The 12,193-nt window shown below is 68.5% G+C and carries 12 protein-coding genes and 1 pseudogene; 7 read left to right on the top strand and 6 right to left on the bottom strand.

Features of this window, described 5'->3' with window-relative positions:
- Positions 1-1,607 precede the first annotated feature (1,607 nt).
- Positions 1,608-2,840, top strand: coding sequence for an RNA-guided endonuclease TnpB family protein (locus OG456_RS48155; protein WP_266571426.1), 1,233 nt, complete (start codon positions 1,608-1,610; stop codon positions 2,838-2,840).
- A gap of 56 nt (positions 2,841-2,896) precedes the next feature.
- On the opposite strand, the gene OG456_RS48150 is transcribed toward OG456_RS48155, so the two are convergent.
- The 4 genes from OG456_RS48150 to OG456_RS48135 form a co-directional block, all read right to left on the bottom strand.
- Complete coding sequence (locus OG456_RS48150) at positions 2,897-3,634, bottom strand: flavodoxin family protein (RefSeq protein WP_266571425.1); 738 nt, start codon at positions 3,632-3,634, stop codon at positions 2,897-2,899.
- A 171-nt stretch (positions 3,635-3,805) separates the two neighbouring features.
- Complete coding sequence (locus OG456_RS48145; protein ID WP_266571424.1) at positions 3,806-4,819, bottom strand: NAD(P)/FAD-dependent oxidoreductase; 1,014 nt, start codon at positions 4,817-4,819, stop codon at positions 3,806-3,808.
- A complete protein-coding gene (locus tag OG456_RS48140; RefSeq protein WP_266571423.1) occupies positions 4,816-5,340 on the bottom strand; it encodes an isoprenylcysteine carboxyl methyltransferase family protein in 525 nt (174 codons plus the stop codon). The genes OG456_RS48145 and OG456_RS48140 overlap by 4 nt, the downstream gene beginning before the upstream one ends.
- A 26-nt stretch (positions 5,341-5,366) precedes the next feature.
- Positions 5,367-6,425: a type III polyketide synthase gene (locus tag OG456_RS48135; RefSeq protein WP_266571793.1), complete on the bottom strand. Its 1,059-nt coding sequence runs from the start codon at positions 6,423-6,425 to the stop codon at positions 5,367-5,369.
- Between the two features lie 147 nt (positions 6,426-6,572).
- Between OG456_RS48135 and OG456_RS48130 the strand changes: the two genes are divergently transcribed.
- From OG456_RS48130 to OG456_RS48115, 4 genes are all read left to right on the top strand, one after another.
- Entirely contained in the window at positions 6,573-7,442 is an 870-nt protein-coding gene (locus OG456_RS48130) for a UbiA family prenyltransferase (protein WP_266571422.1), read from the top strand.
- 28 nt (positions 7,443-7,470) lie between these two features.
- On the top strand, positions 7,471-7,599 hold the full coding sequence (locus tag OG456_RS48125) for a hypothetical protein (RefSeq protein ID WP_266571421.1): 129 nt from the start codon (positions 7,471-7,473) through the stop codon (positions 7,597-7,599).
- Between the two features lie 316 nt (positions 7,600-7,915).
- Positions 7,916-8,665: a hypothetical protein gene (locus OG456_RS48120; RefSeq protein ID WP_266571420.1), complete on the top strand. Its 750-nt coding sequence runs from the start codon at positions 7,916-7,918 to the stop codon at positions 8,663-8,665.
- A 152-nt stretch (positions 8,666-8,817) separates the two neighbouring features.
- Positions 8,818-9,069, top strand: a complete 252-nt coding sequence (locus OG456_RS48115) for a hypothetical protein (RefSeq protein ID WP_266571419.1) — start codon at positions 8,818-8,820, stop codon at positions 9,067-9,069.
- 296 nt (positions 9,070-9,365) lie between these two features.
- On the opposite strand, the gene OG456_RS48110 is transcribed toward OG456_RS48115, so the two are convergent.
- A complete protein-coding gene (locus tag OG456_RS48110) occupies positions 9,366-10,187 on the bottom strand; it encodes a maleylpyruvate isomerase family mycothiol-dependent enzyme (RefSeq protein WP_266571418.1) in 822 nt (273 codons plus the stop codon).
- A gap of 143 nt (positions 10,188-10,330) precedes the next feature.
- Between OG456_RS48110 and OG456_RS48105 the strand changes: the two are divergent.
- Positions 10,331-10,432 (top strand): annotated as a pseudogene (locus tag OG456_RS48105) (PIG-L family deacetylase); the annotation flags it as partial.
- A gap of 148 nt (positions 10,433-10,580) precedes the next feature.
- Here the strand turns inward: OG456_RS48105 and OG456_RS48100 are convergent.
- Positions 10,581-10,979: a VOC family protein gene (locus OG456_RS48100; RefSeq protein ID WP_266571417.1), complete on the bottom strand. Its 399-nt coding sequence runs from the start codon at positions 10,977-10,979 to the stop codon at positions 10,581-10,583.
- Positions 10,980-11,072: 93 nt separating this feature from the next.
- Here OG456_RS48100 and OG456_RS48095 point away from each other — a divergent pair, with 93 nt between their 5' ends.
- A complete protein-coding gene (locus tag OG456_RS48095; protein WP_266571416.1) occupies positions 11,073-12,059 on the top strand; it encodes a YafY family protein in 987 nt (328 codons plus the stop codon).
- The last annotated feature ends 134 nt before the right edge of the window (positions 12,060-12,193 follow it).

The raw sequence follows: 12,193 nt of genomic DNA, 5'->3' as shown, positions 1-12,193 counted from the left end.
CTGGCCACCAGAGCCCGCCGCTCTGTTTGATCGAAAAGCCCAACCTTCTTTGCGCGGAAGGGAAGTGGGCTCAGTGGAGCTCGGAGCCGGCGTCCGTCCCTGTGACGCGATTCACTGAAGGGGATACGGGTTGGGATGCCATTCGATTGTGTATCAGAGTGCGATATTTCGCGTGAATACCTCTGATATGGACAGAGCGTCATGCACGCGGCTAATGACGTGAAATGTGAGATTCAAGGGCAAAGACGGACATAGTGTCGTGTCGCTTTTGGTACCTTATGTAGTAGATTGCGGTGAATATCGGCCGGGGCGTGCGAGCCGAGAGGTGCCCCCCTGCAAGGCCCATGGGCAGGTGTCGATCGGGATCATGCCTGAACATCGCCGTGTGCGGCTCGGCGGAAAGATCGACTGAGGCGAGGGCGACGGGCTCCGTCATGCGAATACACGTCGCGTCGACCTGCTGAGCTCGCGGAATACCCGAGGCTCAGCAGTGAGGGCTCTTATGCGGCACCCGGAGATCTTTGCCGGCTCAGTTTGTGCGTGAGCTCAGAAGATGGTCTGCAGGTGATGGGAGGTCAGTTGGGTCAGTTGCCGATCGTCACCGATATGCCAGTGAAGGTCTCGGCTCGGACCGGGAGGAAGCTGCTGAAGTCCTCTGCCGACTCCGGACTTCCGGGCACGCATCTCTCTGCGTGGAACCTGGCCAATTCCGGGCCCCAGCGGTCGATTTGGCCAGGGACGGAAACTCGGCACGCACCTGCACCGGGCCGGACCCGAACTGAAGACCCGCCGCCAAGAAGCCCAGGAATAGGGGCAGTTACCCCGGTGCATGGGACGTACCGGCGACGTCGGAGTTGCGGCGCCGGTACGGAGACGGAGGAGAAACTCGGCTGGGAGCGCCACTAAAGGCTGCTCCGAAATGATCCGCGAGTTCGTGAGGGTTCGGCCGTCTGCCGAAGATGCGGGTGCTCTTTTCGGCAAGGTCGAGGTCGTGCAGCCGAGAATGGTGCAGTGCGCTTTTTCTTGCCGTTGATTCGCGAGTCGCTCGGGATATCTGAACACTTCATCCGAGCGAAGGTGTGCTGTACGCAAGTGCGAACAGGCTTGTGGTCGTGGCGCGTTCCCGTTCTCGGGCAGGAAGCGCCAGGGTGTGGTGAGCCGTGGGACGGCCGCTTCCTCGCGTCCGGTTGTGCGGCGGGCTGACGGGACGCGGCTGCTGCTGCCGGGGTACGCGTGCCTTCGCGGCGTGCGCGGCATCTGACCGATGCCGGGGCGAGATGGTCCGTTTCCCTGCGGGTGCCGCTACCAGCTTCATTCGCAGTGCTCCGGCGCTTACGCCGAGGGTGAAGCGAATCATGTGGTGGCGGCGCAGAGCGGCGCAGTGTTGCGGGCCGCGGAGCGGCCCAACGCGTCGTAGGCAAGGCCTGCCGCGGAGCGGTGTGGTTGCCTTCCGGCGGAGCTGGACTGGGGCACAGGTGAACGCGTGAGATCGGAGAAGGGCAGTGCCCTGCTCGGTGTCAGCGCATACGTGATCAGAAGAAGGCGTCGGTGATCAGTATGGATCTTCCCTCTGCCCGGCATCACCGCACCGGGTACGGTTTCCCTTCATGCAGCTGAGGTACAGCTTTCGCTTGTACCCGACCCGCGGCCAGCAGGCCGCTCTGGGACGGGCGTTCGGCTGTGCCCGCGTCGTCTACAACGACGCCGTGCGTGCCCGGCGCACCGCGTATGAACACAAGCTCCCCTTCCCGAAGACCGGCGCCCTGTCCCGCATCCTGATCACCGAGGCGAAGAAGACCCCGGAGCGGGCCTGGCTGGGCGAGGTCTCCTCGGTGGTGCTGCAGCAGTCTCTGCGCGACGCGGAGAGTGCGTACAGCAACTTCTTCGCCTCCCTCAGGGGTGAACGCAAGGGCCCCAGGCTCGGGGAGCCGTCCTTCAAGTCCCGCAAAGACACCCGCCAGGCCATCCGCTTCACCGCGAACGCCCGCTGGAAACTCACCGACGCCGGACACCTCCTGCTCCCCAAGATCGGCGAGGTGAAGGTGCGGTGGTCGCGCACCCTGCCCACGGTGCCCTCGTCGGTCACGGTCATCAAGGACAGCGCCGGACGGTACTTCGCCAGCTTTGTCATCGACACCGACCCTGCCGCCGACCTGGAGCGCTTCGGGCCCGCCGGCCCCGGCCACCAGACCGGTATCGACCTGGGCCTGAAGCACTTCGCGATCCTCTCCGACGGCACAAAGATCGAAAACCCGCGGTTCCTGCGCCGCGCGGAGAAGAAACTCAAAAAGGCCCAGCGCAACCTGGCCCGCAAGCAGAAGGGATCCAGCAACCGCGAGAAGGCCCGCCTCAAAGTCGCCCGCGGCCACGCGGCCGTCGCCGATGCGCGCCGCGAGTTCCACCACCAGCTCTCCACGAAGCTGATCCGCGATAACCAAGCGATCGGTGTGGAAGACCTGGCGGTCAGGGCACTGGCGCGCACCCGGATGGCCAAGAGCGTGCACGACGCGGGCTGGTCCCAGTTCGTGACCATGCTCCAGTACAAGGCCCAGCGCTACGGACGCACCCTGATCAAGATCGGGCGGTTTGTGCCGACCTCTCAGACCTGTCACGTCTGCGACCGCATCGACGGCCCCAAGCCCCTGCACATCCGCGAGTGGACCTGCCCCGGCTGCCACACGGTGCATGACCGGGACATCAACGCCGCGATCAACGTGAAAAAGGCCGCCGGACTCGGTGGTCACAGCCTGCGGAGCGCAGATAAGACCACGGCCCCGGTCGTGGCACAGCGCAGCGAAACAGGAAGCCACGGACTCCCCGATGCCGCCCGCGTCGCGTAGCGGCGCAGCAACATCAGGGAAGGCCAGAATCCCCGGGCTTCAGCCCGAGGAGCAAGTCAACGGTGTTCCGGGTTTTCGTAGTCGTGGCGGCAGCCGGCGTCCCAGGCGGTGCGCTGGTTGCCGTAGGCGGGGATGCCACCGAGATCTTTCAACGCCCGGGCCAGGTGCAGCAGGTTCCAGGTCATGAACGCGGTGTTGCGGTTGGTGAAGTCGTTGTCAGGGCCGCCGGAACCCGGGTCGAGGTAGGAGGGGCCGGGGCCGGCCTCACCGATCCATCCGGCGTCCGCCTGGGGAGGGATGGTGTATCCCAGGTGTTGCAGGCTGTAGAGGACATTCATCGCGCAGTGTTTGACGCCGTCCTCGTTGCCGGTGATCAGGCAGCCGCCCACGCGGCCGTAATAGGCGTACTGTCCTGCGTCGTTGAGAAGACTGGAACAGGCATAGAGGCGCTCGATCACCCGCTTCGTCACGGAGCTGTTGTCGCCCAGCCAGATCGGTCCGGCCAGCACGAGGATGTCGGCGGCCATGACCTGACGGTAGAGGTCCGGCCAGGCGTCGGTCTCCCAGCCGTGCTCCGTCATGTCGGGCCACACGCCCGTGGCGATGTCGTGGTCGACGGCCCGGACGACGTCGACGTGGATGCCCTGGGCTTCCATGATCGCGGTGCTGCGCTCGATCAGGCCCTGGGTGTTGCTCGTCTCCGGTGAGCGTTTGAGGGTGCAGTTGAACACCAGCGCTCGCAGGTCGTCGTACCGGGCCGGAGGTACGTCGGTGGCGGGTGACGAAGCGGTCATACGGTCCTCCCAGAGCCCTGTCGCCACATGGTGCGCGGCGACTTGTCCACTTTGCCCAATGCGAAGCCCGGCCGGCGGCGGCCGCTACAGCAGAACCTCCGAATGGCCCTGGTGGTCTGCACAAGCGGTCCGCTGATCCCGAACAGGAGGTGTGGGGCGATCAGAGCTCCCCTACTCCAACGCGTGAACCGCCGCGGCGAACACCGGTGACATCCGGGACGCCGCCGGGACGACGAGGCGGGCGGTGCCGGGGCGGCGGCCCGCGGCCAGGAGGGCGCCGGTCAGCAGCCGGTGGCGACGGGTCAGCCGCGTCCAGGCGCGCTCGTACTCCTGCGGTCGTCCGGCGGCCAGACAGCGGACGGCTGCCCGTGCCGTCGCAAGGCCGAGAGCGATGCCCTCGCCGGTGAGGGCGTCCAGGTAGCCCGCGGCGTCACCGACGAGCAGGACACGGCCGGCGACTCTGCGCCGAGCGCGCTGCCGCAGTGGTCCCGCGCCCCGTACGTCGGTCGCCGTCGCACCGCGGAGCGACGCCGTGAGGGTGGGGAAGCCGGCGAGGTGCTGGTCGTAGCTGCGGCGACAGCGGCTGAGGATCGCGACGCCCACCAGGTCCTCGCCGACCGGAGTCACGTAGGCCTCGCCCTCACCGGACCAGTGGACCTCCACGAAGTCGGTCCATGGCTCGACGCGGAAGTGCCGGCGAAGTCCGAAGCGGCCGTCTTTGACGCCCGGCGTCTCCAGTCCCATCGTTCGCCGCACGGGGGAGTGCAGGCCGTCAGCGGCGATCAGCCAGCGGGCTGTCGTGCCCGCCGCGGTGACGGAGTCAGCGCTCTGGTGCACTTCGCCGACCTTGCCTGCCAGCATCCGCACGCCGAGATCAAGAGCGCGCTGGTGAAGCGCGGCGTGGAGCGTCGTACGGCGGATTCCCAGCCCGCTACGTTCGCGGAAGAACGCTTCGGCGCGTGCCGTGCCGTCCACGTAGCGGATGCCGCGCAGTTCGTGGCCGGTGACCTGGATGCCCAGTCCTCGCAGTGCGGCGACACCGCTCGGCATGACGCCCTCGCCGCAGGCCTTGTCCACGGGCGCGGTGCGGGGTTCGACGACGACTGTGTCCAGGCCGGCGAGCGCGGCGTGGATGGCGGCGGCCAGACCGGCCGGGCCGCCGCCCGCCACCAGTACGTCGATCACGCCGAAACGGGCGTGGTCGACGCGGCCAGGGCCCGGTTCTCGCAGCGAATGCGGACGGTGAGCAGAGCGGCGTTGAGCAGGGTGAACAAGGTCGCCGTGACCCAGGCGGTGTGGATCAGCGGAAGGGCGACGCCCTCGGCGACGACGGCCACATAGTTGGGGTGCCGCAGCCAGCGGTACGGGCCTCCTGTCACCAGAGGTAGTCCGGGTACGACGATCACCCGGGTGTTCCAGCGGGGCCCGAGCGTCCTGACACACCACCACCGCAGGGCCTGGGCAGCCTTGAACAGGGCGAGCATCGGCCAGGCCAGTGCGGGCAGGAAAGGACGGTCCGCGAGCCATACCTCGTAGAGGCAGCCACCCAGCAGCCCGGTGTGGAGGGCGACCATCGCCGGGTAGTGGCCCTGCCCGGAGACGGTTGCCCCGCGGGCCGCGCTCCACCGTTCGTTGCGACGGGCGACGACGAGTTCAGCGACGCGCTCGCCTGCGGCGGCGGCCACCAGCAGTCCGTACCAGATCATGTGTCCTCTGTCCTCCGGGATCCGAACTACCAGCGCAGCAGTACGAGTTCGCAAGCGAAGCCGGGCCCCATCGCAAGCAGCACACCCGGCGTGCCCGGCGGCGGGCGGTGGTCGGCCAGGGTGTCGCGCAGCACGTGGAGCACCGACGACGAGGACAGGTTGCCCACCTCGGCCAGGTGACGCCAGGTCACATCGAGTGCGTCACAGGGCAGGTCGAGTGCCTCGGCGACAGCCTCCAGCACCTTGGGGCCGCCGGGGTGGCACACCCACGCAGCTACGTCCTTCGTCTTCAGTCCGTGGTCTTCGAGGAACCCCTTGACGTCGTCGGCGAGGTGACGGCGTATGACGTCGGGGACCCGAGGGTCCAGGACGACCCGGAAGCCGGTGTCCCTCACGTCCCAGCCCAGGAGTCGCCCGGTGTCCGGATAGAGGTGGCTGCGGGTGTCCACGATCGTCGGGCCGGCGGTCTCGGCCGGGCGGTGTGACCCGAACCCGACGACGGCGGCGGCCCCGTCGCCGAACAGCCCGGTGGCGACCAGGTTGGCCATGGTGGCGTCATTGCGCTGGAAGGTGAGCGAGCACAGTTCGACCGACAGGAGCACCGCCACGTGGTCGGGCCGGCCGACGAGGTAGTCGTGCATGCGTGCCAGACCGGCGGCGCCGCCGGCACAGCCCAGTCCGAACATGGGCAGTCTTCTGACGTCCCGCCGCAGTCCGAGGCGCACAGCGAGCCGGGCATCGATCGACGGGGTGGAGATGCCGCTGACAGAGGTGAAGATCAGCAGGTCCACGTCCGCCGCCGACAGCCCGGCCATGCGCAGTGCGTCCCGGACAGCCCGGCCGCCCAGGTCGGTGGCGGCAGCGATGAAGACGTCGTTGGCGGCGCCGAACCCGTCCAGTTCCCGGTACTGGTCGAGGGGTAGCGTCATGTGGCGCGAGTCGACCCTGGCGCCGCGGTGCAGCCGGTCCAGGACCCTGCGGTCGGTGCCCTCAGGCAGGCACGTGCGGGCCACCATGTCGGTGATCTCGGATTGGGCGCGACGGTGCGGTGCGAGGGCGCCGTGAACGGCAGCGATCCGCGTCATAGGTTCCCGTCCGATGACCGACTGGGCTGGCTTGCTCTCCACGTGTTCCCCATGCCGAGGGCTCGGCACCAGGGATCGCCCGTCCGGCCGTTCGGCGACGGGCGCGTGCTCAGGCCGGGCGGGGCCGGGGCGTCTACGATCGGCCGGGTGGGCACTCCCGAGCATGCGGCGGCCGACGGCGCGACCGTGAGTTGGGCGGGCCGGGCGGTCGGTCTGGCCGGTTCGTGCCACCCCGCACCCGTGGTGGTGGTCACCGCTCTGACGGCCGTGATGGTCGTGACCTCCGGCCAGGGCACCGCGCGTCTCGTCCTCACCACGGTCGCCGTTCTGGCAGGTCAGCTGTCCATCGGATGGTGCAACGACGCCTTCGACGCACGCCGGGACATCGCCGCCGGCCGACATGGCAAACCCGTCGTCGACGGCGCCATCGACGTGAGGCATGTGTGGGTGGCCGCATACGTCGCGCTGGCGCTGTGCGTGCCGCTGTCGTTGGCCTGTGGTGTGTGGGCGGGCACGGTTCACCTCGTGGGCGTGGCGGCGGCGTGGGCGTACGACCTACGACTCAAGGCGACAGCATGGTCCTGGGTGCCGTACGCGGTGGGTTTCGCCACGCTCCCGTCGTTCGTGGCGCTGGGACTGCCGGGGCAACCGTGGCCGCCCTGGTGGGTCGTCACCGCCGGTGCGCTCCTGGGAGTCGGAGCCCATCTGGGAGATGTGCTGCCGGACATTCGCTCGGATCTGGCGCTGGGTGTACGGGGATGGCCGCACAGATTCGGGCCTGATGGTGCGCGCCTGCTGCTCCCGGTCCCCCTGGTGACCGCGACGGCGGTTCTGGCGCTGGGCCCCGCAGGACCACCCGACAGATGGGGAGCGATGGCCCTCGCGGTGGCCGTCCTGGTCGCGGCGACAGGGACGGTAATGGGGCGCTTCCGGGAGCGGACGGCGTTCGGTGCAGCCGTGGTCGTGGCGGTGGTGGACGTGGCGTTGCTTGTGCTGCGCGGGACTGGGGTCAGGTGATCGTTGGCTGTCGCACCTCGCTGACGACGTGACGTTCCGGTCGCCGGTGGCCGCTCAACTGCTCGCCAATGACGGGGTCGTTCGCGGTGAGGACACGCAGCGCGCCTACCGGGCGGAGGGCCTGCGGCGCATCCTGGACAACCTGCCGCCTCAATGATTGATTCTGCTTGGAGTCGCGCACTTGCAAGCATGTATTGACACTCCTCGGGCGGGGCGCCATAGTCTTCCGCAGGCAATTGGGCCGCAGAGTTTTGACGAACGAAGAATGTGACCACTGGTGCGGCAGCTGTCGTCGCAGTGCCCCTTCGGGGGCAAGTAGCAGCACGTTGCGCGGGGATTGAATTTGTCAGGTGCATGCCTGCTATTGCGGACGTGGCGGCGCAGTCGTTACCGCCTGCAGCACTCATGCGAGAAGGCGGTGCCCAGACGTTCACGGCCCTGCTCACCTTCAACACCCCCTTGAGGAGCATCAGATGAAACGAGCGTTGACACGCGTTGCGGTAGCAGCCCTCGCCGCACTCGTCCCGTTCATCGCGGCACCTGGCGCACAGGCGCAGACCTTCGGCGGGAACGAACTGCTGTCGTGGACAGTAGACGGGGCTCCCAGTGAGGGACTGACATCCCTCAACTTCCCGATCACCGTGAACACCGGCACCGCCCACGTGGCCGGGACCTACTTCGCGATGCAGTACGGGTTCACCGGACAGAGCGACATCGGGTACGCAGGACTGCAGCCGCGGCCGGATGCGAACGGGCACCAGCGCCTGCGTGGGGTGTTCTCCTCCTTCATCAGCGGCACGACAAGCACCCACGCCAACTGTTCGGACGGTGCCGACGGCGGCGCCGGCGTCAGCTGCGGAGTGGATTTCGACGCCGTGTACGGCCACACCTTCCGCGTCGAGATCGCCCGGGTCGGAACGGACACCTGGTCGGGCACCGTCGTCGACACCAACAATGGACAGCGAATCCCCGTCGGCACCTACAAGCTGCCCGCCGGCTCCGGCAACCTGAAGGCCTCCCAGGCGGGTTTTATCGAGTACTACAACGTGCCCAGCTGTGACCAGCAGCCGCGGTACGACGTCACGTTCGGAGGACCGTCCTCCGGATCCCTGTCCGGTTCAACCAAGTGGGTCAAGGAATACGGAGAGTGCGCCGGCTACGGCAGCACCCAAGTGGCCACGGTCGGCGCAGGTGTGCACGTGACCCGCGGTAGCGCGGGTTAGCACGCCAGGGGCAGGGCTTGGTGTCGGCCCTCGGGGCGATGCCACGGCTGCTGCATCCACCCCGGGCTGATGGCTTGATCGAGGGGCGGCCTCACGGAGGCCGCCCCTCGATCAAGCGCCTGGCGCCGACGCGACCTGTAACGTCGACATGGATGACAGCAGAGTCACCGGCGCAGACTGTGCAACGCTTGTTCCCGCCGCTCGCCGACGGGAAAAGCGCGGAGGCGGCGGCGCTGTTCGCCGACTCGGTGTCGTTCTCCATCCCGCACCCGCCCGGTATTCCCTGGGTCCGGGACATCGACACCGCGTTCGCCCTGCACACCACAGTCCGGGACGGACGGATCACCCGCTACCACCTGTACGAGGACAGCTACGCCGTAGCCAAGGCCTACTTCGACGACTGAGCGCCAGGCGGCCTCGCTCAGCTTGTGACCTCTGGCCTCGAAGGTTGCATCGCAGGCACTCACTGACGCGATGCTCTGTGAGAAGGGGCCGGTGACCTCGCCAGTCCATCTCGCGTTGCGGGCCGAACACCGTCGTGGGCGCGGCGCGTTGCGCGACGCCCTGAACTACTACTGCGTCGACGTGACACGTGACCGGGTTGCGCCGGGCCCCTGGCCGCGTTGGAAATCCTCCAGCGTGCCCAGTCACCCGCGGCTTCCATGCCGCAGCCGGGCTTCGACCCCGCGATCCATCGTGGTCAGGGTGCCTTGAAGAGAGCTGGGAAGCGCGGAGCGAGCCAGGGCTTGCGCCCCCTGACCAGGATGCGGCCCTGGGCGAGGGCGCCCCACTGGCCACGGCGCCCGAGCGCCATCAGGAGAAAGGTGACCGGCTCGATGAGGATGGTGCAGTCCGCACGCCCCGACAGCCGCTCGCCGACCGACACCGCGCCCGCGGCCACCCGCACGTCGAACCGGCCGCCACCCCACAGGCGGATCGCGTAGCGGACGCTCAGCCCGGCGGTGCCGGACGCGTCGGTCACCCGTGGCATCGCCGTCAGCATGAAGGGCAGCGTCAGCCGCACCCGCTCTCGGTCGATCATGTGCGCACGTCCCAGCGCGCGGGCGAGGTCGTATCCGTGTCCCAGCATGTGCGTGAGCAGATACGAGCCCAGCACATCCGGCCCCATCGGCCCCAGCGGACTGACCACGGTCCCTTCCGTGCGCCGCTCCTCCAGCGCCTTCAGACACGCGGCGGCCTGCTCTACGATCATCGCGGCCAGCGGCTCGGCCTCCCGCTCACCGAACGTGGCGAGTGCCTGTTCGTTGGCCGTGGCGAGACTCTGCGGTGTGCCGTCTCCGTAACTGCGCGCATGTCCCGCCGCGATGTCAGCCATCAGCTCGTTGGCCAGTGCCAGATGCGCGGCCGCCTCTCCGACGCTCCACTGGGACCCCGGCACCGGAAGCTCCATGTCGGCGTCCGCGCGCAACAGCGCGGCTATCTCCTCGGCCGTATCCCGTATCGCCGCACCGAGCCCCTCGGGCACCGTGCTCCATCTGTCCGGCCCCGCCGCTGGTCCCATGCCGTCCCGTCCTCATTTGCGCCCCGCACCCGGTGTTCCGCCCGCAGACTCTCACGGCCACCCGGCGCGCCGCAGCCGAGCCGTGGCGGCACGGGCGCCACGGGGGTGGGCCGACCTTCCTGTCCAGCAAGGAGATTCGGCCCATGACACACGGCAAGGCGCCCACCACCCCGCGATCCACCCTCGTCGTCACCGCACACGCCGGAGATTTCGTCTGGCGGGCCGGCGGAGCCGTCGCGCTGGCCTTGCGCTGAAGGAGGGAGACTCGGGCCGGTCCCGCTCGTTGCTGTGCCGCTACGCGGCGCGTGCTCGGGGGGATTCCGTGACTTCCTGAGACCCGTTGAACGGGAGCCTTGGATTGCCAGGCTCCCGCGCCGGCAGCTGTGTCTGGTGTCAACGAGCGAACTTCTCGATCGCGGCCGGGGTGACCGGGGTGAAGAAGTTGACGAGGTTGCCGTCGGGGTCGCGGAAGAGCAGTGCGCGGTTGCCCCAGGGCATCGTGGTGGGCTCGTTGACGAAGTCGGAGACAAGGCCGGTCAGGTTCCCGTGCACGCGGTCCACGTCGTCGACGAGGAACTCGATGATCACGCTGTGGTTGTCCGCCGGGCGGGCGGAACCCGGAGCGAACAGCGGGACGGTGCGGGTTCCGGCGATCGCGAGGGTGGCGCTGGGGGTCTCGAGTTCGGCGAAGTCCTCGGTGGCCCAGGTCGCCGACACCCCTGTGGCCTTCTCGTAGAACTCGACGAGGCGCGCGACGTTGCCGGTGATGATGCGGATCGAGACGAAGTCCATGGTGTTCTCCCAGGTTGGCGGAGCCGCTGTCCTTCGCAGGCTAGAACGAATAGAGGACAGAATCGGCCCGGTATTCGCGCTAGGTTCTGAACCATGTCTCGACCTACCGTGCGCGTGCTGACTCTCCTGGAACTGCTGCAGTCGGGCGGCGTCCGGACGGTGGCTGAACTCGCCGACCGGCTCGGCGTCGACGGGCGGACCGTGCGGCGCTATGTGGACCAGCTGAACGACCTCGACGTGCCGGTGGAGGCGGTGCGGGGCCGCTACGGCGGGTACCGGCTCGCCCCCGGATACCGCCTGCCTCCGCTCATGCTCAGCGACGACGAGGCACTCGCCGTCCTGCTCGGCCTGGTCGCCGGCCGCCGAGGCGGGCTGACGACGGCGGACACGGCGAGCGAGACGGCGGCGGCCAAGATCCGCAGGGTCCTGCCCGAGCGCTTGGCCCGCAGGCTCGACGCGGTCCTGGAATCCCTCGCATTCACGGCTTCGCCCGGCCAGTTCGCAATCCCGGACGGCGAGGTCCTGCTCACCGTCGCCGATGCGGTACGCCACCGACGACCGCTCTCGATCAGATACACGGACCGCGACGGCCGACGCAGCGAACGCCCGCTGCACGCGTACGGGATCGTCGCCCATTCGGGCCGGTGGTACGTCACGGGCACGGACCCCGAGATCGGCGAGGACCGGACGTTCCGGCTCGATCGCATCGCGGCCGCGAGGACCCTTCCCGGCTCGTTCGAGGTCCCCGCCGGACTTGATCCGGCGCAGCGCGTGTTGTCAGGGTTCGCCACGGCTGAGTACCGGTATGCGGTGACCTTGCGGATCCACGGGACGGTCGATCAGATCCGCGTCCGCCTTCCGGCCGGCGTTGCGAGTGTGGAGGAGACTGCGCCCACGGCACGCGTGGATCCGGGGACCGAGCGTTGGCTGCGAGTCGAGCTCCGGGCGGAAACGCTCGACTGGTTGCCGTCGGTACTCGCCTCACTTGACCGGCCGTTCGTCATCGAGCGCCCGGATGAACTTCGCAACCTCGTCATCGCTCTCGCCGACCGCCTCGCGTCCCGCGCCCGTCAAGCCTGACCGCGGGTATGAGCGCGAGTACCTGCCGGTCAACCGACTGCGAGACGGGTCCGTTCACGACTGGGGAGCCGCCCTGGCCGCGCCGGTCGCACCGCACGTCCGTTGATGGGAAAGGCAGTCTTGCGGATGTGTCT

Source organism: Streptomyces sp. NBC_01446 (assembly GCF_026340095.1).
Taxonomy (GTDB): domain Bacteria; phylum Actinomycetota; class Actinomycetes; order Streptomycetales; family Streptomycetaceae; genus Streptomyces; species Streptomyces aureus.
The sequence above is the reverse complement of the archived record's forward strand: the minus strand, read 5'-3'. Positions and strand labels throughout refer to the sequence as shown.